The sequence below is a fragment of the Flavobacterium suaedae genome, assembly GCF_014642915.1.
GTDB classification, from domain to species: domain Bacteria; phylum Bacteroidota; class Bacteroidia; order Flavobacteriales; family Flavobacteriaceae; genus Flavobacterium; species Flavobacterium suaedae.
In genome coordinates this window covers 1-21,828 of sequence record NZ_BMJE01000009.1, presented here as the reverse complement: position 1 = coordinate 21,828, position 21,828 = coordinate 1, and the positions used below count along the sequence as shown (strand labels likewise).

Annotated in this window: 20 protein-coding genes and 1 pseudogene; 11 read left to right on the top strand and 10 right to left on the bottom strand. The window is 34.4% G+C overall.

The genetic code is table 11. From position 1 onward, the window contains the following. Window positions 1-111: 111 nt before the first annotated feature. Window positions 112-1,311 carry a hypothetical protein gene (locus tag IEW45_RS14070; RefSeq protein WP_188621908.1) on the top strand — a complete coding sequence of 400 codons (1,200 nt, stop codon included), beginning with the start codon at window positions 112-114 and terminating at the stop codon, window positions 1,309-1,311. A 67-nt stretch (window positions 1,312-1,378) separates the two neighbouring features. Here IEW45_RS14070 and IEW45_RS14065 read toward each other — a convergent pair whose 3' ends face one another. After that, window positions 1,379-4,795: a methylmalonyl-CoA mutase family protein gene (locus IEW45_RS14065; protein ID WP_188621907.1), complete on the bottom strand. Its 3,417-nt coding sequence runs from the start codon at window positions 4,793-4,795 to the stop codon at window positions 1,379-1,381. 288 nt (window positions 4,796-5,083) lie between these two features. Further along, complete coding sequence (locus tag IEW45_RS14060; RefSeq protein WP_188621906.1) at window positions 5,084-5,746, bottom strand: VOC family protein; 663 nt, start codon at window positions 5,744-5,746, stop codon at window positions 5,084-5,086. Between the two features lie 162 nt (window positions 5,747-5,908). On the opposite strand from IEW45_RS14060, the gene IEW45_RS14055 reads away from it, so the two are divergent. Continuing rightward, window positions 5,909-6,640 (top strand): DUF4197 domain-containing protein, encoded by a 732-nt coding sequence (locus IEW45_RS14055; protein WP_188621905.1) that lies wholly within the window; start codon window positions 5,909-5,911, stop codon window positions 6,638-6,640. A gap of 16 nt (window positions 6,641-6,656) precedes the next feature. Beyond that, on the top strand, window positions 6,657-7,376 hold the full coding sequence (locus IEW45_RS14050) for a DUF4197 domain-containing protein (protein ID WP_188621904.1): 720 nt from the start codon (window positions 6,657-6,659) through the stop codon (window positions 7,374-7,376). A gap of 171 nt (window positions 7,377-7,547) precedes the next feature. Here IEW45_RS14050 and IEW45_RS14045 read toward each other — a convergent pair whose 3' ends face one another. The 4 genes from IEW45_RS14045 to IEW45_RS14030 all read right to left on the bottom strand — a co-directional run bounded on the left by IEW45_RS14045 (window position 7,548) and on the right by IEW45_RS14030 (window position 10,860). Further along, a complete protein-coding gene (locus IEW45_RS14045) occupies window positions 7,548-8,345 on the bottom strand; it encodes an ABC transporter substrate-binding protein (protein WP_188621903.1) in 798 nt (265 codons plus the stop codon). 59 nt (window positions 8,346-8,404) lie between these two features. After that, window positions 8,405-9,220, bottom strand: coding sequence for an orotidine-5'-phosphate decarboxylase (pyrF, locus tag IEW45_RS14040; RefSeq protein ID WP_188621902.1), 816 nt, complete (start codon window positions 9,218-9,220; stop codon window positions 8,405-8,407). Window positions 9,221-9,332: 112 nt separating this feature from the next. Further along, on the bottom strand, window positions 9,333-10,406 hold the full coding sequence (prfA, locus tag IEW45_RS14035; protein WP_188621901.1) for a peptide chain release factor 1: 1,074 nt from the start codon (window positions 10,404-10,406) through the stop codon (window positions 9,333-9,335). Window positions 10,407-10,485: 79 nt separating this feature from the next. Then, a complete protein-coding gene (locus IEW45_RS14030; protein WP_188621900.1) occupies window positions 10,486-10,860 on the bottom strand; it encodes a Fur family transcriptional regulator in 375 nt (124 codons plus the stop codon). 89 nt (window positions 10,861-10,949) lie between these two features. On the opposite strand from IEW45_RS14030, the gene IEW45_RS14025 reads away from it, so the two are divergent. The 3 genes from IEW45_RS14025 to IEW45_RS14015 all read left to right on the top strand — a co-directional run bounded on the left by IEW45_RS14025 (window position 10,950) and on the right by IEW45_RS14015 (window position 13,045). Beyond that, entirely contained in the window at window positions 10,950-11,852 is a 903-nt protein-coding gene (locus tag IEW45_RS14025; protein ID WP_188621899.1) for an NAD(P)/FAD-dependent oxidoreductase, read from the top strand. A 129-nt stretch (window positions 11,853-11,981) separates the two neighbouring features. After that, on the top strand, window positions 11,982-12,470 hold the full coding sequence (locus IEW45_RS14020; protein ID WP_229665960.1) for a DUF6265 family protein: 489 nt from the start codon (window positions 11,982-11,984) through the stop codon (window positions 12,468-12,470). Between the two features lie 8 nt (window positions 12,471-12,478). Further along, window positions 12,479-13,045 (top strand): pentapeptide repeat-containing protein, encoded by a 567-nt coding sequence (locus tag IEW45_RS14015; RefSeq protein ID WP_188621897.1) that lies wholly within the window; start codon window positions 12,479-12,481, stop codon window positions 13,043-13,045. A 45-nt stretch (window positions 13,046-13,090) separates the two neighbouring features. On the opposite strand, the gene IEW45_RS14010 is transcribed toward IEW45_RS14015, so the two are convergent. Both IEW45_RS14010 and IEW45_RS14005 read right to left on the bottom strand, forming a co-directional pair. After that, complete coding sequence (locus tag IEW45_RS14010; protein WP_188621896.1) at window positions 13,091-14,551, bottom strand: aminoacyl-histidine dipeptidase; 1,461 nt, start codon at window positions 14,549-14,551, stop codon at window positions 13,091-13,093. Window positions 14,552-14,564: 13 nt separating this feature from the next. Then, entirely contained in the window at window positions 14,565-14,840 is a 276-nt protein-coding gene (locus IEW45_RS14005) for a (2Fe-2S) ferredoxin domain-containing protein (RefSeq protein ID WP_188621895.1), read from the bottom strand. 67 nt (window positions 14,841-14,907) lie between these two features. Here IEW45_RS14005 and IEW45_RS14000 point away from each other — a divergent pair, with 67 nt between their 5' ends. The 5 genes from IEW45_RS14000 (at window position 14,908) to IEW45_RS13980 (ending at window position 20,216) form a co-directional block, all read left to right on the top strand. Beyond that, window positions 14,908-15,969 carry a DUF3810 domain-containing protein gene (locus IEW45_RS14000; RefSeq protein ID WP_188621894.1) on the top strand — a complete coding sequence of 354 codons (1,062 nt, stop codon included), beginning with the start codon at window positions 14,908-14,910 and terminating at the stop codon, window positions 15,967-15,969. A 40-nt stretch (window positions 15,970-16,009) separates the two neighbouring features. Beyond that, the gene (locus IEW45_RS13995) at window positions 16,010-16,504 is read left to right on the top strand and encodes an RNA polymerase sigma factor (protein ID WP_188621893.1); all 495 of its coding nucleotides are present in this window, start codon (window positions 16,010-16,012) and stop codon (window positions 16,502-16,504) included. Between the two features lie 6 nt (window positions 16,505-16,510). Beyond that, window positions 16,511-17,152 carry a DUF8845 family protein gene (locus IEW45_RS13990; RefSeq protein ID WP_188621892.1) on the top strand — a complete coding sequence of 214 codons (642 nt, stop codon included), beginning with the start codon at window positions 16,511-16,513 and terminating at the stop codon, window positions 17,150-17,152. Between the two features lie 28 nt (window positions 17,153-17,180). Further along, complete coding sequence (locus IEW45_RS13985; RefSeq protein ID WP_188621891.1) at window positions 17,181-18,032, top strand: TraB/GumN family protein; 852 nt, start codon at window positions 17,181-17,183, stop codon at window positions 18,030-18,032. Between the two features lie 66 nt (window positions 18,033-18,098). Beyond that, complete coding sequence (locus tag IEW45_RS13980) at window positions 18,099-20,216, top strand: outer membrane beta-barrel family protein (protein ID WP_188621890.1); 2,118 nt, start codon at window positions 18,099-18,101, stop codon at window positions 20,214-20,216. Window positions 20,217-20,275: 59 nt separating this feature from the next. Here the strand turns inward: IEW45_RS13980 and IEW45_RS13975 are convergent, their stop codons facing one another. Beyond that, window positions 20,276-21,526 carry a T9SS type A sorting domain-containing protein gene (locus IEW45_RS13975; RefSeq protein ID WP_188621889.1) on the bottom strand — a complete coding sequence of 417 codons (1,251 nt, stop codon included), beginning with the start codon at window positions 21,524-21,526 and terminating at the stop codon, window positions 20,276-20,278. A gap of 1 nt (window position 21,527) precedes the next feature. Continuing rightward, window positions 21,528-21,828, bottom strand: a pseudogene (locus IEW45_RS13970) (hypothetical protein); the annotation flags it as partial.

The window sequence follows — 21,828 nt, the reverse complement described above, 5'->3', positions numbered from 1 at the left end:
AACTGTAATGTTTTAGGGATGGGTTGTGAATTATGAAAAAAGAATACTTTAATTTAAAAAATCATTTTTATTTTCGCAGTGCTTAAATATATACACTCCATAAAACTAATTATGAAAAAATTATTCCTGTTCCTATTTATCGCTATTCATTCTATTGCATTAGCACAAACAACTTATAATCAAGGATATTACATTGACAACAACAATAATAAAACAGAGTGCCTGATAAGAAGTGGAGCATGGCAAAATAACTCTGAACAGTTTAGATATAAATTTAATGAAAATAGTAGTGAAGAAATTAAGACTATTGAAGAGGTTAAAGAGTTCTATATAAGTAATGAAGCTAAGTTTAAACGCTTTACTGTAGCAATAGACAAGTCAAGTACATTAATGAATCAATTAAGTGAAAGTCCTAACCCGGAATGGGCTACTGAAACTATTTTCTTAAAAGTATTGGTAGAGGGAGATATTAACTTATATGAATATCAAGACAGTAATATTAAAAAGTACTTTTTTAGCACCGATACACACGAAAAAGCAGAGCAATTAATGTACAGGGAATATAAAGTGATTGATGGTATCCGTAAAAATAATCACTATCGACAGCAACTGTATAATTTAATGAAAGATAGAATTAACTCTAAAAGCAGATTTGAGTATATTTCATACAAAAAGAACTCCTTAACAAAGCTTTTTTTAGAATATAATGGTGATAAAGCTAAAAACTTATCTAAAAAGGAATTTAGCGGTAGTCTTAATGTGAAAATTACTGCAGGTTTAGTTCCTTCTTCACTTACGGTTAATAACAATGTTATAAGTTACGGAACTTTCGACTTTGGCAATAAAACATCTTTTAGAATAGGTACTGAGGTAGAATATATAATGCCTTTTAACAAGAATAAATGGGCTATTTTTCTAAATCCAAATTATTACTCATTTAATGGAGATGGCTCTAATAGCAGATCTGATTTCTCTGTTAAATATCATAATATTGAACTTCCTCTTGGTATACGATATTATTTCTACTTAAATACTGATACTAAATTTTATATAAATCCAATTGTAAATTACACCATTTCTCTAAGCTCTTCAAAACTGGAATATACAGCCATCAATAACCGTGAAACTATTTTAGAATTGCCTATAGGTAATGAAAGAACAACTACCTTTGCTTTTGGTACAGGTTTCGCATATAAAAACTTTAGTATAGAAGGTCGCTTTCATATAGTTAAAGATATATTAAAAAACTATAATTATTGGGACTCCGAACTAAAGACATTTGATATAATACTAGGGTATAAAATTTTCTAGTAATTATTCTAAAACAAAAAAGCCTTCCCCAGCAGGAAGGCTTTTTTGTTTTATACCTGTAAGCATTTTACATATTTCTTCTGTACTGTCCTCCTACTTCAAACAATGCCGAAGTAATTTGTCCTAATGAACATACCTTAGTAGCTTCCATTAAGTGTTCAAATATATTTTCGTTTTGTATAGCAGCTTCCTGTACATTACCTATTTGTTCTTCAACAGCTTTAGCATAAGTAGTATGCAGTTTTTCCAGTGTTTTAATCTGGAACTGCTTTTCTTCTTCCGTAGCACGTATAACCTCAGCAGGTACAACCGTTGGCGAACCTTTTGAGCTCAGGAAGGTATTTACCCCGATAATTGGGAACTCACCTGTATGTTTCAAGGTTTCGTAATATAAACTCTCTTCCTGTATTTTACTACGTTGATACATGGTTTCCATTGCACCAAGTACACCTCCACGCTCGGTAATACGGTCAAACTCTGTTAATACAGCCTCTTCAACAAGATCAGTTAACTCTTCTATAATAAATGAACCTTGTATTGGATTCTCATTCTTAGCAAGACCTAGCTCTTTATTAATAATCAACTGAATTGCCATAGCTCGGCGTACACTTTCTTCTGTAGGGGTAGTAATTGCCTCATCGTAAGCGTTAGTATGCAGTGAGTTACAATTATCATATATAGCATATAGTGCCTGTAACGTAGTACGGATATCATTAAAGTCAATTTCCTGTGCATGCAGCGAACGACCTGATGTTTGTATGTGATATTTTAACATCTGCGCCCTTACATTTGCACCGTATTTATTCTTTAATGCTTTAGCCCATATTTTACGTGCTACTCTACCAATTACAGCATATTCAGGGTCTATACCATTACTAAAGAAGAAAGAAAGGTTAGGACCAAAATCGTTAATATCCATACCTCTGCTCAGGTAGTATTCCACGTATGTGAAACCGTTAGCTAGTGTAAACGCAAGCTGTGTAATCGGGTTAGCTCCCGCCTCTGCAATATGGTATCCTGAAATAGAAACCGAATAGAAGTTTCTTACTTTATTCTGAATAAAATACTCCTGTACATCCCCCATTAATCGAAGGGCAAACTCCGTAGAGAAAATACATGTGTTCTGTGCCTGGTCTTCTTTTAATATATCGGCTTGTACTGTACCACGTACTTGGCTTAGTGTACGTACTTTTATTTCGTTATACACATCTTCAGGTAATACTAAATCACCTGTAACACCGAGCAGCATTAACCCTAAACCGTTGTTACCTTCCGGTAGTGGCCCATTATATCTTGGGCGTTCAGTCCCTTTTTCTTTGTATATTTTTTCAATCTTGGCTTCTACCTCTTTTTCCAGTCCGTGCTCTTTAATGTAAAGTTCACATTGCTGGTCTATAGCAGCATTCATAAAGAAGCCTAACAGCATTGGTGCAGGACCGTTTATCGTCATACTCACTGATGTCATAGGGTGGGCTAAATCAAAACCTGAGTATAGTTTTTTGGCATCATCCAAACAACAGATTGAAACCCCTGCATTACCAATTTTACCGTAAATATCCGGGCGGAAATCAGGGTCGTTACCGTAAAGGGTTACGCTGTCAAACGCTGTAGATAAACGTTTTGCAGGCATACCCAAACTCACATAGTGGAAACGACGGTTTGTACGTTCCGGTCCTCCTTCTCCTGCAAACATACGGGTTGGGTCTTCTCCTTCACGCTTAAACGGATATAATCCGGAAGCAAACGGGAATTCTCCGGGAACATTCTCCTGTAAACACCATCTTAAAATGTCTCCCCACGCTTCATACTTTGGTAAGGCTACCTTTGGTATTTGCGAGTGCGAAAGTGACTCGGTATGTGTTTTTATATTTATTTCTTTATCCCTTACTTTAAAAGTATAAACAGGGCTTTTGTATTTGTTTACTTTTTCATCCCAAGTAAGGATTATTTCCCAATTGTATGGGTCTAAATCCATTTTCACTCGGTCAAACTCTGCAACAAGTAGTTTTAAGAAATCATTATTCTCCCAATCATTATCCGCTTCAAGACCAAACTTAGTAAGTACAGGCATTTTTCCTGATACCGATTCTATTGTTTTGAATATACCGTAAAGTTTTTGCGCTACTTCCTGCTGTGTTTTAGCTGTTTCGTCATAGCCTCGGTTATTTTCTGCAATTTCACTTAGGTAACGCGTACGGTTTGGAGGAATTACAAATATTTTCTCGCTCATTTCACGAGTAATTTCAAAGGTAGATTCCAGTTCCGTCTCTGTTTTTTCTACCAATTTATCCATTATACGCTTATAAAGCGTATTCATACCGGGGTCGTTAAACTGCGATGCTATAGTACCAAAAACCGGTAAATCATCAGGATTGGCATCCCAAAGCTGGTGGTTACGTTGGTATTGTTTTTTTACATCACGTAACGCATCTAGCGAACCGCGTTTGTCAAATTTATTTATTGCTACAAGGTCGGCAAAATCAAGCATATCGATTTTCTCTAACTGTGTAGCTGCACCAAATTCAGGTGTCATTACATATAATGAAACATCAGAATGGTCTAATATCTCGGTATCACTTTGCCCAATACCCGATGTTTCAAGAATTATAAGGTCATATTTTGCAGCTTTAAGCACTTGTATGGCTTCTGCTACATATTTAGAAAGTGCCAGATTACTTTGCCTTGTAGCTAATGAACGCATATAAACCCTTGGGTTATTAATGGCATTCATACGGATACGGTCACCCAATAATGCACCGCCTGTTTTACGTTTAGAAGGGTCTACCGAAATAAGTCCTATTGTTTTTTCAGGGAAATCAATAAGGAAACGACGCACTAATTCATCAACTAACGATGATTTACCTGCCCCACCTGTACCGGTTATACCTAATACAGGTATTTTTGAATCTTCATTCTTTTTGTGGATAGTATCCAGTACATCCTTCGCTGTTTCAGGGAAATTCTCTGCTGCTGATATTACTCTTGCAATAGCTGTAGGCGTTTTATCTTCTAAATGATTAATTTCGTCATTAAGATTGTCCCCTATAGGGTAATCTGCCTGCTGTACAAGGTCGTTTATCATACCTTGCAGCCCAAGCTCACGGCCATCATCCGGCGAATAGATACGGGTAATACCATACTCATGAAGTTCTTTTATTTCTTCCGGTAGTATTACACCGCCACCACCACCAAATATTTTGATGTGGCTTGCTCCTTTTTCTTTAAGTAAGTCGTACATATACTTAAAGTATTCCGTATGCCCACCTTGATAAGAAGTCATGGCGATAGCATTTGCATCTTCCTGTATAGCAGTATTTACTACTTCTTCCACACTACGGTCATGCCCTAGGTGTATTACCTCAACACCTGTTGATTGTATAATACGACGCATGATGTTTATAGCTGCATCATGTCCGTCAAAAAGCGATGCTGCCGTTACAATTCTTACTTTATTTTTAGGAGTATATGGTTTAGCTTGTTCCATTATGAATAATATTCAATTTTAAGCCCGCAATTTACGCAATATCATAAAATTTCCCATAAAAAGGGGCTGCTATTTATTCTTTATTTGTTTAAATAGCCTGTTTATTAAATAAATTAAAATCAGAAGTAGTATTATAAACATTCCTAAATGCCGATATGCTATTACATAGTAACTGTCGTGAATGTTTATGGTAAAAAAAGTATCGGTAGCCAGGTAACCGTAAATTATAAGTACAGCACCTGCTATAAAAACAAATCGAGATATATATTTAAGCATTTTGTGTTTTGTTTATTCAAAGGCAAAATGTAGTGTATTTCCTTTATGAAGACAAACTAATCGGGTAAAAAATGAATTCGCTTTTTTATCATGGGTAGGATACCATTCCCTGCCTCTTTTTGAAATAATTAAAAGCCCTTCATCATCACCCATAACAGTAAATTTGTCTCCCCTTTCCTGCCTGTGAAAAAACGGCAAACCATACTTTTCGTGCAACCTGTCCGCAAGGTCAGGAACATTTTTGGTTACTACCCCAATTTCACTTACCGCTATATAACACTCATTAGTAAAAGGAGGTGCTTTATAGGTTTGGTTAGCATAACGAGTAATAAACTCCAGTATATTGCCATTATTATCAGAAAAGTAAAACGACTCTGCTTCCCAATTTGAAAAATCAGCTATGTCACTGTTTTCAGTAACAGGAATGGTTTTAGTATTTTCCTTTATGTATTCGTGTGAAGCTTTAAAAAGATTATTCGGTACATCAATAGCATAGTGGTAAACCGGAGTTATTGCTGTTTCAGTCTTTTTAAATATGAGCTTTGTAAAACCAATTTTATAAAAAAGATACGTTTTATCATCTTTATGATATGGGCTTAAACCTAATACACTCTCGTAAAATGCTTCCGTATCCGAAATATCATCTGTAAGAAGCTCCAATTCAACTATTTTCATGTAAATGAATTTTGTATCTACAAGCAAGTTACTCAATTCTTCTGTATCCCTTCTCCTTATTAACTAAAAATAGTGATAGTTTAACGCTAACCGATTATATTACAATTATATAAAACCTATGGAATGATTTTTGTAAAGTTTGCATACACACAAATTAAAAAAATGAAAAAACTAATTCTTTCCTTATTATGTACAGTATTAACACATTTAACTGTTAATGCACAGTTTAAAGATTTGCTTAATAAAGCAAAAGACAAAATAAATAATACAACCGGAACAGGTAGCTTAAGTAATGCCGAAATAGGCTCAGGACTAAAAGAAGCATTAAAAAAAGGGGTTAGCGAACAAGTAGAGAAACTTACCCAAACTAATGGCTTTTATAAAAATGAACTGGTAAAAATTGTATTACCCGAAGAACTGCAAAAAGTAGATGCTACACTTCGCAAAATGGGAATGAGTGATTTGGCAGATAAAGGAATACTAGTTTTAAACCGTGCAGCAGAAGATGCCGTTAAAGAAGCTACCCCTATTTTTGTAGATGCTATTACGAATATGAGCTTTACTGATGCCAAAAATATTTTAATGGGCGATGATAACTCTGCTACAACCTATTTAAAAAATACCACTACACAACCTTTATATAATAAATTTAGCCCTGTAGTAGCTAACTCTTTAGATGAAGTAGGCGCTAACGAAATATGGGCAACTATAATAAACAAATATAACAGCCTGCCGTTAGTAAAAAATGTAAACCCGGACCTTACCGATTATGTAACAGGTAAAGCGCTGGAAGGTGTTTTTACCATGATTGCTATTGAAGAAAAAGATATTAGAGCAAATTTATCATCTCGAACTTCCGATTTATTGAAAAAAGTGTTTGCTTTACAGGATTAAATAAAAACACTTATAAATGAAACGATTTTTTGTTTTTCTACTGGCTACAAGTTTATTTACACTATCCGGTTGTGCTGAACTGGAACAAATTGCTTCTCAGCTGCCAAATGCAGGCGGGGCAATAACCAATGCTGATATAGCTGCCGGACTTAAAGAGGCTCTTGACAAAGGTATAGACCAACAGGTTAGTAAGCTTACACAAACTGATGGATTTTATAAAAACGAACTGGTTAAAATACTACTACCTGAAGAATTACAAAAAGTTGACAGCGCATTGCGGAAAATAGGTTTAGGAAATCTTGCAGATGAAGGTTTAAAAATGATGAACCGTGCCGCAGAAGATGCTGTTAAAGAAGCTACACCCATTTTTGTAGATGCTGTAAAAAACATGACATTTAACGATGCTAAAAACATCCTGTTAGGTAGCGATAATGCTGCAACTAACTATTTGCAAAACACTACTTCAACACAACTGTATACAAAGTTTAACCCTGTTATAAAATCCTCTTTTGATAAAGTGGGTGCTGATAAAATATGGAATACCATTATTACTAAATACAACACACTTCCGTTAGTAGAGGATGTAAATCCTGACCTTACGGATTATGTAACTAATAAAGCCTTAGAAGGTGTGTTTACTATGATTGCTAAAGAAGAGATAGAAATACGCCACAATATAAACGAAAGAACATCTACCCTGCTTAAAAAAGTGTTTGCTTTACAGGATAATAAATAAATCTGTCAAAATAACACATACATAACACAGCCTTAACCTGTAAATGAGAACTAATGCTTTAATTTGCAGTGAGATAAAATAAAATGGTTTTCTCACATTTGGTTAGGGTTAGTTAGAAAAATGCCGATACGTACGTATCGGCATTTTTGTTTATAATAGTTTGATAGTGAATTAATCCAGCCGTTGCTGTAATTGTTTAAAGTAGTTAAAAGCCTTTGCCATTCGCGTTCCGTACCACGAAAACATTTCGCCATCTACATATACTGTTTTGGCGTGATGGGTAAAGCGCCCTATCTCAAAAGCATCCTCTTCTTTAAAAGGATAAGGCTCTGATGACAGTAAAACCAAATCAGGATCGCCCTGAATTCTCATTTTTTGTATAATCACTTCAGGGTAACGTCCTCTTTCTTCGTAGATATTAATAAAGTTATTCAGCTTCAGCATTTCGTTTATAAAAGTATCTCCCCCTGCTGCCATATAAGGGTTCTTCCAAATAAAATAGGCTACTTTTTGCGGCTCTCTGTTTTTCATAAAGTTTTGAAAATCAGAAAGGGCATAGTTTATTTTATCAACCCATTGTCTGGCTTGTGTGCGAGCAGAGAATATTTTTCCAAACTCTTCTATCATATCCAAACTATCCTGAACGGTAACTATATCACTAACCCAAACAGGAGCTATTTCCTGCATAGCAGCAACTATCTCTTCTGTATTCTCTTCTTTGTTAGCAATTATAATATCCGGCTGTAAAAGTTTTATCTTCTCTACATGTACTTTTTTAGTACCGCCAATAACTTTTTTAGTCGATTTTAAGTGATAAGGATGTACACAAAACTTGGTAATCCCTACTATACTATCTTCTAAACCTAAATCAAATAGTAGCTCCGTTTGCGAAGGCACTAACGATACAATACGCTTTGGCACTCCGTTTAGTGTTATGGTATTCCCTATCTGGTCAGTATATGTTTTCATTCATATAAGTTGCGAGTTGCAAGTTACGGGTTGGCTTCCCCGCCCGTAACACGAAACAATTAAACATGTAAAAGCTTTGCCATTTGCTGTTGTAACTTCTGTGCTGCTGCCCTTGCTGCTGGTGCAAAATCTTCTCCTTGTGATGCATATATTATCCCTCGTGATGAGTTTACAAGTAAGCCTACTTTGTCATTCATTCCGTACTTACAAACATCCTGTAAGCTGCCACCTTGTGCGCCTACTCCCGGTACCAGTAAAAAGCTATGAGGGGTAATTTCTCTTATCTCTTTAAAAAATTCTGCTTTGGTAGCCCCCACTACATACATTAGGTTTTCGCTACTCTCCCAAGTTTGAGAGGTTTTTATTACCTTTTTATACAACTCTTCATTACCAACCTGCTGTGTTTGGAAATCAAAAGCGCCCTCATTAGAAGTTAAAGCAAGCAGAATAGTGAACTTATTTTTTACAGCAAGAAATGGCGAAACACTGTCTTTACCCATATATGGCGCTACAGTAACCGAATCAAAACTCATGTCCTGCAAAAATGCTTTTGCATACATAGCCGAAGTATTCCCAATATCGCCACGTTTAGCATCAGCAATAGTAAATACTTCAGGATGTTTTTGGTTTAAATAATTAATAGTTTTCTCTAACGAATGCCACCCTTTAAGCCCGTGTGCTTCATAAAAAGCTGTATTGGGTTTATAGGAAACAGCTAAATCATGAGTGGCATCTATAATAGCTTTGTTGAATTCAAATATGGGGTCTTCTGTTTGTAGTAAGTGTTCCGGAATACGATTCATATCGGTATCCAGCCCTATGCACAAGAAAGATTGTTTTTGTTGTATTTGTTCGTATAATTGTTGTGTTGTCATGTTGTAAAGTTGTCGTGTAGCTATTTTGCAAAAATAAGCAATATAGTGTATTTAATATACCTTAATTAATGGTAATAAAAAATCCCGCCGATTGGCGGGATTTTTTATTGTTTTAGAAAACTTCGCTTTCTTTTAGCTTCTCTGTATTATTAACAAGCTGCAGCTCATCAATTATTTTTTGTATGTTTCCGTTTATAATACCATCAAGGTCGTATAGTGTTAAGCCAATTCTGTGGTCTGTAACACGCCCTTGTGGATAGTTATACGTACGTATTTTAGCCGAACGGTCACCACTACTTACCTGGGAGCTACGTTTTTGCGCATCTTCTTCCTGTTTCTTGGCAAGTTCCATTTCGTAAAGTCGGGAACGTAATACCTGTAAGGCTTTATCTTTATTTTTATGCTGTGATTTCTGATCTTGACATTGCGCTACCAAACCTGTAGGAACGTGTGTTAAACGTACTGCCGATTTTGTAGTGTTTACCGACTGCCCACCAGGTCCTGATGAACAGAAAAGGTCAATACGTACATCATTCATATCAATTTGTACATCAAACTCTTCAGCTTCTGGTAATACCATAACTGTAGCGGCTGATGTGTGTACACGCCCCTGCGTTTCCGTTTGCGGTACACGTTGTACACGGTGTACACCTGCTTCAAACTTAAGTGTGCCGTATACATCTTCGCCGGATACTTCAAATACAACTTCTTTAAACCCTCCTGATGTACCTTCGTTCATATCTACAACAGAAGTTCGCCATCCTTTGCTTTCGCAGTATTTAGTGTACATTCTGTAAAGGTCTCCTGCAAATATACTTGCTTCATCTCCACCGGTACCCGCACGAATTTCTACCATTACGTTTTTGGCATCTTCCGGGTCTTTTGGTATCAGCATGAATTTAATTTCTTCTTCAAGTTTTGGCAATCTTTCTTTTGCTTCCTCAAGCTGCATTTTTGCCATTTCTGTCATTTCAGCATCACTACCGTCAGCAATAATTTCGTTTGCTTCCTCTATATTTCCGTTAAGCTGTATATATTCATCACGCTTTTCTACCAGCGCTTTCAGGTCTTTATATTCCTTATTCAACTGCACATAACGTTTTTGGTCAGCTATAACATCCGGCTGGATGATAAGATCTGACACCTCATCAAAACGCTGTTTTACATATTGTAACCTGTCTAACATATTATTTTCTCCTATTTTTTAGCCGTGCAAAAGTACGTAAAAATTTGATACTAAAACAGTAATCAACAACCGTTCCTTTTTAATTGCAATTGTTGCAATAGCCCGTAATCCAGCCTGTGGCATTTTTCTTTTTGTAACCTTCGGGTAGCTCAACATTTACTTGTTCCGGCAAACATTCCACTTTTTGGCAAGTAAGACAACGGAAATGAAAATGGTCGTGTGTATGTTCTTCCGGTTCGCAATCCATGCATAGCGCAAAATAGTACTTTCCTTCATCCGAAAGAATACGGTGGATAATACCGTCTTCACAAAAGCTGTTTAATATTCGGTATATGGTTACTCTATCCATCTTACCTTTTACTTTCTCTTCTATCATTTCCTGACTCATTGCTGATTCAGAAGACTTTAGCAGCTTTATTACTTCTTTTTTTGCAGGAGTTGATCGTTTCTTCATAATTCTTTTAATGCAACTATATTGCAATAATATTAATTTTAATTAACTTTGACAACAAATACCTTATTAACAAATAGATTTTTAGAGTCATGAAAAGTAAGCATTTTGAAGTAATTATCATAGGCGGTAGTTATGCCGGACTTTCAGCAGGTATGGCATTAGGCCGTGCATCAAGAGAAACACTAATTATTGATAGCGGAAAACCTTGTAACAGATACACTCCGCACTCTCATAATTTCTTAACTCAAGATGGTGAAACACCACAAAAAATAGCACAAACAGGTAAAGATCAGGTATTAAAATACCCAAGCATAACTTTCCAACAGGGAAAAGTAACCGATGTGGTTAGAAATGAAAATGGCTTTACTGTAATAACCGAAAGTGAAGACTCATTTACAGCTAAAAAAGTAATTTTTGCTTTGGGTATAAAAGATATATTGCCTGAAATTGAGAACATAACAGAATGTTGGGGTAAAACAATAATACATTGCCCGTACTGCCATGGTTATGAATTTAAGGGAGAAAAAACGGCTATTATAGCCAATGGAGAAGCAGCATACCATTATGCTTCTTTATTAAAACAGTGGACTAATGATTTAACTATATTTAGCAATGGTAAAGGCAATTTTACAGATGAACAACTATTAAAACTTAAAAAGCATACTATTCCTGTTGTTGAAAAACGTATAAAGCAGGTAGAACATGTAAATGGTGCATTACAAAAAATAATACTTGAAGATGGAGACATTCATAAATATAATGTTGCCTATGCCCGACCAATGGCAGAGCAACATAATGACATTCCTAAAAAACTCGGTCTACTGGATGAAAATGGCTATATAGCGGTTAACGAAATGCAAAAAACAAATATTGAAGGTATATATGCAGCCGGCGATTGCACTACACCTTTACGAACCGTTAGCACAGCAATTGCATCGGGAACAAAGGCAGGAGCAATGTTAAATGGTGACCTGTGTCAAGAAATATTTTAAATTATAACAGTTATTTATATGTATAAATAAGATGTTTTTATTATTTTGGGAATCACACCTAAAAAAATCAATAAAAACATGAAAACAAAAACTATTTTCTTGACTAGCTTAACCTGTTTAGCTCTTTTTATGTCTTGTAAAGAAGGCGAGGAAAAGAAAGAAGAAACGGAAAAATTACTTTCGGAAGAAAAAACTACTGAGAAATATGACCAGATAAAAGAGTTTGACTGGCTTGTAGGACATTGGGAAGGTCACTCGTCAGAAAATGAAACTACTGAGGTATGGGAAAAACAAAATGATTCTACTTTTACAGGCTATTCTTTTATTTTAAGCCCTAATAAAGACACTATAATGTCTGAAGAAATGATACTTGATCAAAGAGGAGATTCTTTACACTTGGTAATAAATGCCCGTAATCAAAATAACGATAAGCCTGTGGCATTTACTCTTACCGGTTTTGCTGCAAATAAATATATTTTTGAAAATCCTGACCATGATTTTCCTACCCGAATTATTTATAATAAAATTGCGGAGGATTCTTTATTGGCAGAAATATCAGGACAAAATGAAGGACGAACTACTATTATTGAATTCCCAATGGTAAAGAAAAAGGAATAAACAAAGCTATGCAAATAACTGATAGTGTTGATTACACAAATGAAGATTTTACAATAGGTGATTTACCTAAAGCGGAGTATGATAATTGTAATTTTACAGGTTGTGATTTTTCCGAATGTAACCTTTCGGAATTTGTTTTTACAGAATGCTCTTTTACTGATTGTAACTTTAGCATGGTAACCGCTAACAAAACAGCTTTTAGAGATGTTTTATTTTTTCAATGCAAATTATTAGGAATAGACTTTAGTAAGTGTGATACCTTTTTACTGGGCTTTACCTTTAATGACTGTACTTTAGATTTAGCTTCTTTTTACGAATTAACATTAAAAAGTATACAATTTATAAACTGTAGCCTTCGTGAAGTAGACTTTACTGAAGCTACATTAACTAATTCCCTATTTAAGGAATGCAATTTAGCACAGGCTGTATTTAGTTATACTAATATTGAAAAAGCTGATTTTCGTACCGCTATTAATTATTCTATAAACCCTGAAATAAATCGTATTAAAAAAGCAAAATTCTCATTACCAGCAGTAACAGGATTATTGGATAAATATGATATTGTTATAAAATAAAAAACTCCGCCGGTGGCGGAGTTTTTTATTTTATGTATTACAAGTTTATTTCTTTGGTATATTTTTTAATATCTCCAGTACAAACTTCCAGTACTTTTGCGCTGATGAAATACTTGCTCTTTCATCAGGGCTGTGTGCGCCTTTAATTGTTGGTCCGAAAGAAATCATATCCATATCAGGGTAATGAGTACCTAATAAACCACATTCTAAACCGGCATGGCAAGCCACTACATTTGGTTTCTCTCCATTTTGTTTTTCGTAAATATCAGTAAGTACATCCAGTATAGGTGAATCTACATTTGGAGTCCAGCCCGGGTATGCACCTGATAGGGTAACCTCACAACCTATAAGCTCAAATGCTGAACGTAAAGAGTTAGCTAAATCAAACTTAGAAGTTTCAACAGAAGAGCGTGTAAGGCAACCCACGTGTATTTTACCATCCTTTACGGTAACCTTTGCAATATTGTTAGATGTTTCCACTAAGTCATCCATATCAGCACTCATACGGTACACACCATTATGAGCTGTGTATAAAGCACGTACAAAACCTTCCTGAACGCCAAGCTCCATTACTTTGCTTGGCAATTCTGATTTTTCTACTACTATATCAAGGTTAGGCTCTAGTGTTTTAAACTCTGTTTTTATATCGTTTATCAGTTGCTGAATATCAAACTGGAATGCTTCATCAAAAATTTCTGAAATTATAACTTTTGCAAAGCTCTCTCTTGGTATAGCATTACGTAAGCTACCGCCATTAATTTCGGCTATTTGTAAACCAAAGTTTTCAAAACCATCAAAGAAAAGACGGTTCATTATTTTGTTGGCATTACCTAAGCCTTTATTAATATCCATACCGGAGTGACCTCCGTTTAGCCCTTTTACAGTAATGGTATATCCTACAGCGTTTTCCGGTACGTCTTCTTCGTTATACTCGCGTGTAGCGGTAATATCAACACCGCCTGCACAACCTATATCAATTTCGTCATCCTCTTCGGTATCAAGGTTTAAAAGTATTTCACCATCCAGTAAACCACCTTCAAGCCCCATAGCACCTGTCATTCCTGTTTCTTCATCTATAGTAAATAATGCTTCAAGAGCAGGGTGCGGTATATCAGTACTTTCCAGTATTGCCATTATAGTTGCTACACCAAGCCCATTATCAGCTCCTAGTGTAGTACCTTTAGCACGAACCCAGTCACCATCTACATACATCTCAATACCCTGAGTGTCAAAATCAAATTCAGTATCTGCATTTTTTTGGTGCACCATATCAAGGTGACTTTGCATTACTATTTTTTTCCTGTCCTCCATTCCGGAAGTTGCAGGTTTTTTAATAATAACATTACCTACCTTATCTATTACTACTTCTAATCCTAACTTTTCTCCAAAGTCTTTCATAAAAGCAATTACCTTTTCCTCTTTTTTAGAAGGTCTTGGTACTGCATTAAGGTCTGCAAATTGGTTCCATAGTGCTTTTGGCTCCAGGTTTCTTATTGCTTCGTTCATGTACGTTCGTAGTTTATTGTTTATTATTATTTTCTGTTTGTTTGCTAATTATATCGGGTATATCCTTGCTCTTCACCTCTCCTACCCACTCGTTTTCCGGCTGTATACATAGTACAGGGGCGCATTTGCAATTATCGCTACACCCCATTCGGGCTACAAAAATTTCCTTTTTTAAACCTGCTTCTTTTATAGCTGATTTAAAGGCTTTTCGCAGTTCTTTACTATAGCGACCGCATTTTTTACCCTCGCATATAAAAATAACCTTTTCTGCTCCTTCAATCTTCTTCATCGGGTACTTCTCTATTATACTGATACAAAAATACTACTTATATTTACAATCACTATCTATTTACCCAATGAAGAAAAAGATTATACTGTGTCTGTTTTTAATCCTCCAGATTATTATCATAAACCTGCTTTCATTATTTCCTGATTTTGTAGAGCACTATTACAGTAACGGCATTTATCCTTACATATCCAAAACATTACGAATTATTTTTGGGATTTTTGGTTTCTCTATAGGCGATATAATTTATGGTATAGTAATTATATTCATTATTCGCTGGCTATGGAGGCGCCGTAAAACATGGCGAAAAGAGTGGAAATTTAACCTGCTTACCATAGGTAGCTTTTTCTCTGTTTTTTATTTTCTTTTTTATTTTTTGTGGGCAGTAAATTACCATCGCGTTCCGCTACACGAAAAAATGGGTATAGAGAAAAAATATACGCATGATGAACTTATTGATTTCACCAAAAGACTAATTGACAAAACAAATAACCTTCACTTGCAAATTACAAGTAATGATAGTGCTAAAGTAGTAAACCCGTACAGTGTAGAAGAAATTTACAACCTTGCACCAAATGGTTATGCTAAACTCTCTAAAAAATATCCTGATTTTACTTTTAAAAATGAAAGTTTAAAATCATCATTAATAAGCACCCCTCTATCCTATATGGGGTTTGGTGGCTATCTTAACCCTTTTACTAATGAGGCTCAGGTGAACTGTAATTTACCTTTATATAACCTGCCTACTACTGCCTGCCACGAAATGTCACATCAGTTGGGCTATGCTTCCGAAAGCGAGGCTAATTTTATCGGTTTTATGACTTCTATATATAATGATGACATTTATTTTCAGTACTCCGGTTATTCTTTCGCTTTAAAATACTGCATACGTAATATAGAGCGATTTGATGAGCAGGAAGCAAAAGATTTACTACCATTAATAAACAAAGGTATACTACTTAACTATGAAGACAGTGAGCAGTTTCATGATAAGTATGAATCGTTTATAGAAGATATATTCAAATACTTTTACGATAACTACCTTAAAATCAACCATCAAAAAGATGGCTTAAAAACCTACAGTAAGTTTGTAGGGCTTTTAGTTAACTACTATAAAGAAAAAGATTTATAGGCTTGTGTAACATTTTGCAACTTTTGCACACTTATACAGTATGAATTCAGAATTGGAACAATCTTTTGTGCAACAAATTGAGGAAAACCAAAACCTCATTCATAAAATCTGTAGGCTATATACTAATAGCGAAGACGCGCATAAGGACCTTTTCCAGGAAATCACCATACAGTTATGGAAAGCTTACCCAAAATTCAGGGGTGATTCTAAATTCACTACCTGGGCATATCGTGTTGGGCTTAATACTGCTATTACGTTATACAGAAAAAAGAGCAGAACTGTAAAAACAACTGAATTTGACAATCAATTACACAAAATAAATCAGGAAGAATATAATTATGAGGAAGAAGAACATATTAAGCTATTATATCAGGCAGTACATCAGCTAAATGATATTGATAAAGCACTTGTTTTTATGTATCTGGAAGATAAGGACTATGGAGAAATAGCTGAAACTCTTGGTATTACCGAAGTAAATGCAAGGGTTAAAATGAACAGAATAAAAGGAAAATTGAAAAAAATATTAAATCCATAACAAACTATGGACGATTTAGATAAATTAAAAAACAGCTGGAAGAAAAGTACGGATAACTATCCTAAATTTTCTGCAAAAGAAATTTATGCAATGTTGCATAAACGTTCTTCATCTATAGTAAAATGGATACTGGTTATCAGTATTACAGAGTTTACTTTATGGTTAGTAATTTCTTTTTTATTAAGCGACAGCTCACAAATGAAAAGGATAAATAGTTTACACCTTAATTATATTACTACTCCGTTAGAGATAATTAACTATTTAATTATTCTGTACTTTATGTTTATTTTTTATACAAACTACAGAAGAATAAAGGTTACCGATAATGCCAAAAGGTTAATGCAAAGTATACTTAAAACCCGAAAAGCTGTAACCACCTATATTATAACGGTTATTGTATACAACTTTATTTCGATGATGTTACTTTTTGTGTTGTTCTTTATGTATGACCCTAATATTATAGGTGCAGAGCAAAAGTTTGAAGCGAATGGAAATTTAGGTTGGTTTTACGTTTTATATATATTACTTGCACTATTAGCTACAGGCGTAATACTGTTACTTTTCTGGCTATTTTATAAACTTATATACGGACTACTTTTAAAGAGATTAAACCGTAACTACAATGAACTAAAAAAACTGGATTTTTAACCCCATCTCATCTATATAACTAAAAAAAATGAAAAAAATATTTCTGGCTCTTGCAGCACTACTATCTTTAGTAAGTAACGCTCAGGAAGAAAAAAGCTTACTTTGGAAAATATCAGGTAACGGATTAACCCAACCTTCTTACCTTTTAGGAACTATACACATAACCTGCGATGCTACTTTAGACGAGAAAGTACTAAAGGCACTGGATGAGACTAATCAGCTATATCTTGAAATTGACATGGATGACCCTGAACTGCAAGTAAAAACTATGCAGGGTATGATGATGAAAGATGGTAAAAAAATAAGCACTATGGTAAGTGCTGAGCAGTACGAAGCTTTAAATATGCTTTTCCTTGAAAATATAGGTATGTCCTTAAAAATGCTGGACAATTTTAAACCTTCGTTTGTAGAGATGATGTTACTCCCTTCAATGTTAGATTGCCCAATGCAGTCTATAGAAAACGAACTGCTAAAAGTAACTAAAGAACAAAATGAAGATGTATATGGCTTAGAAACAATAGAGTCTCAAATGGAAATATTTGATGCTATACCTTATGAAGAGCAGGCTGAAAACTTAGCCAAATTAGCTGAGAAAGGTATTGAATCAAGTAAAGAGATGTACAAACGTATGATAGCCATATACGAAAGCAAAGACCTTAAAGCTATTGCCGAGTTTATGAAAGAGGAAGATAACTCAATGTACGAAGAGCATAGTGATGTTTTACTGGATAACAGAAATAAAAGCTGGATAGCAGATATTGAAAAAGCAGTAAAGGATAACCCTACCTTTTTTGGTGTAGGAGCAGCACACTTACCCGGAGAAAACGGTGTAATTAATTTATTGCGAAAACAAGGGTACAAGGTAGAAGCAGTACAATAAATACCTGCAATAAAAATATATAACTATTTTTACATCATCCATTCCTAATCCGCTAAAGATATAATTATGAGGTTACTTATTTCATCGCTTTTATTTATAAGTTCATTTAGCTTATTTGCACAAAACGAAACAGCTAATGATACTATAAAAGAAATGAAAACCGAATTAGAAGAAGTTATAATCGGTAAAAAGAAAAAAGCTGTAGAACGAAAAGCCGACAGGACAATATTCGATTTTTCAGAACAATCTCATTTAAATTCAGGCTCTTTACTGGAAGGACTTAAAAAACTTCCCGGCTTAATCATTTCCGAAGTAGCAGGAATGATGTACCAAGGAAAGCAACTGGAAGTATATATGGATGGTCGTCCCTTAAATATCTACTCAAACGAACTTTCTGCTTATTTAGAGGGAATGCCTGCAAACGCTATTGAAAAGGTTGAAGTTATTACCCACCCAGGTGCTGAGTTCCCTGCAACATCCGGCGGAGCTATTATTAATATAGTATCATCCCGAAAAGCGAAAAAATATTTAAGCTTAACTTACGCTAATGGGTATAGTTTTACAAACTATGACAAGGCGCGACACAGGTTTAATAATAGTGTTACAATTAGTGCTGCCAATAAATTATTCAGTTGGCAGGTACAAGGAGGGCAAAGTTATACCGAAAGCTACAGGCAAAATAAGTTTTATGACAGCAGTAATAATACAACACTATCTGCAACCCAAGCCGACAGGTATAACCGCTTTTACTACTTAAAAACAGGTTTAAAGTTTGACTTTAAGAAGGATAGGTTATTAGTAAATTATGATATTAATACTAATAACAACAGTTCTTACATTGACGCTAATGGTTTAGGGTTCGCATCAAACGATAGGAGTAAGTCTAAATACTTTTATCATGATGTTGTATTAACATATCAAAAACGATTTGAAGACCCTTTTACAAAACTGGACTTTCAGTTAAACTTTAATGATAATACCAGTAACTTAGATTTAAACTCAACAAATAACCCAACCCCTGTTTTAGATAATAACAGTAACCAAAACTTCTATCAGTTTAAATCTGATTTTTCTAAAGAGTTAATATTCCTTGATAAAACAAAAATAAGTGCAGGTGTATTAGGTAACTTATTAGATTTTGAGACAAAAAGTTTTGGGCTGAGAAACTTAGACTATACCAGAACTTCATTAGCAGCCTATACTGAAGCACATGCAACTTATAAAGATTTTGAGTTTATTATAGGTGGACGATTGGAGTCTTATGATATAGACGGTAATACAGATACTGATGAGCTAAGCCCTTTTAAACAGACCCGTTTCTTTCCTAATGGTGTGGTCCAATATAATATAATGCCTCAAATGCATATAAATGCCAGCTATAATAAAAAAATAAGACTACCAAATACATCTTCGTTAAATCCTAATAATACATCATACCAAAATCCTAATGTAACTGCTTTTGGTAATCCTTACTTAGAGCCTACTATTTATAATAATTATGAAATTGAATTTAATGCCTTTGAGTACTTCTTTATAGGCTACTCTGTTACTGATGCTGATAATCAAATAATAGATCGTGTAATAAACACACCGGAAGGAGCAGCAGCCAATATTACTGAAAACTTCTCCAATATAACTATACGTAACTTCAACTTTGGTATTCCTATACCTTATATGCTTTTTACAAAGGGACTAAATGAAACTTTAAAATTCAATTTCAACCCTGATGAGGTTAACTTTTTATATGTGTATGTTGGTAATCAAATGCATAATATACCGGGTGTTGAAAGCAAAAGCATATGGAATTATAACCTTATGTCTCAAATTATTTTACCTGCAAATGTAAAATTTACAGCGACCTATAATAGCAGTAACACGGGAGGAAATCACTACTTCTACAAATCGGAAAGACCAATTAATGAACATTTAGACCTAACTTTTTCAAGAAAGTTTTTATCTAATAACTTATCTGTTTCTTTATATATAAATGATGTATTTAACACCAACAAACAAGAATTCAGCCTTATAGACACTGATTTTGTGTATAATAGCGGTTATGATTCCAGAAGAATTGGTTTTTCTTTAAGCTACAAAATACCTTCTAAAAACAAGCTAGCGAAAGAGGAATCAAATATTTTAAATGATACTAACCAAAAGCAAGATGAAGGCTTAATTGGTAACTAAAATAAAAAAGCGGGATTAAATTTAATCCCGCTTTTGTTTATTTATACTATTCTCTAAAATTAATTTTTAACCACTTTAGATGATATTACTTCTCCTGATGTAGTTTCTACAGTAAGAATATAAACTCCCTGAGTAACAGAACTTATATTTAATGTATAAGCTTTAGAATCTATTTCAGGAATATACTCCATAATCATTTTACCATCTATTGCATATAAACTCAGCTTAGCAATCTCCATATCTGTCGCCGGGGTTATATATAACTCATTCTGTACAGGGTTAGGGTAAACCTTAAACTCTTGCACTCCATTTACTACATTTGAGTTCGGATTTGAAGGTTTTTTAACATCTTTATCTTGACTGCCTGTAGCTGCTTGGCGATAAACATATTCATCCGTACAACCTTCAATATAAAAATGATCTGTAGAACCATATAGCGCCTCAAACCCATCGTGTAGTAAAACCTCTTCACCTGCATGATATATAGCTCCGGTTGCATCACTCTGTATTGTATTATATGCATTAATACAAGTTACTGCCTGCATCAAGTCTACCTGATTTGTTCCCACATCTGTATTTAAAGTTGGACAATTAGGGCAACAACCATCACATATATCATCTATATATACAGTAGTATAATAGTCCCCATTTCCTCCATCAATTACTATAAGCTCAAGCGTTATTTCATCTCCTTCTTCAAACTCTGGTGTTGATGTATCAAACTCCATACATTGCCAACCTGTATATAATGATTTGGAAGATGTAATACTAAATAAAGTATTACTATTTTCTACTATAATACATTCCTGATAAATTAAGCTAGAAGCATTATATAATCTTGCAATAAACCGAGACTCCTTATTAGTATTACTACTACTATGATCTGTTACAATAGAGTAATAAAAATTTACTTTCTCACTATCTAGTGTAAAAATTTTACTCATAGAGGTCAATCCCTTATCAGCATTATTATCATTAAGTTTAATAGCATAATTACCTGTATTTACTCTTTTAATATTTACTCCATCAGCATACAAAGTAGGGTCATAAATTCCTGATGATAAATTGCTATTATCTACAAGTGTTACAGGGACTGTAAAATCATTTAAAGAAATAGTTGCTGTATATGCAGTACCTATCGTTTCAGTACAATAAACTTCATCTATAGGTCCTTTTGTAGTAAATTTATAATTAGTTGTGTTTCCTGATTCAAAACCACCATTATCACATACATATACATTTTGCCCCATTGAGACTCCTGCTAAAAGCAAAAAGCCCACTTGAAAGATTGTATTTATATATTTTTTCATATTATTCTTTATTTAGTAATTGTTGGACTTGCTCTTTTAGAAGCTTCATTTCCTTTTCCTGCTCTATAAGGTGTAATGTAAGTTCTTCTATTTTTTCCTGTTGCAATTTTATTATTTCACTTACAGCTAAGCCTTCTTTTTGCACTTCCTCTGCAGATGGCATATTAGGTAAATGACCGTTATTTTTTATATAAGCTTCTACTTCACTAAGCGGTTGTAGCTTGTAATCTTCTGCAAATACATAGTCTGCCCAAGTAGCATAAGTTCTTATTCTTACTTCTTCTGCTAATATTCCACCACGT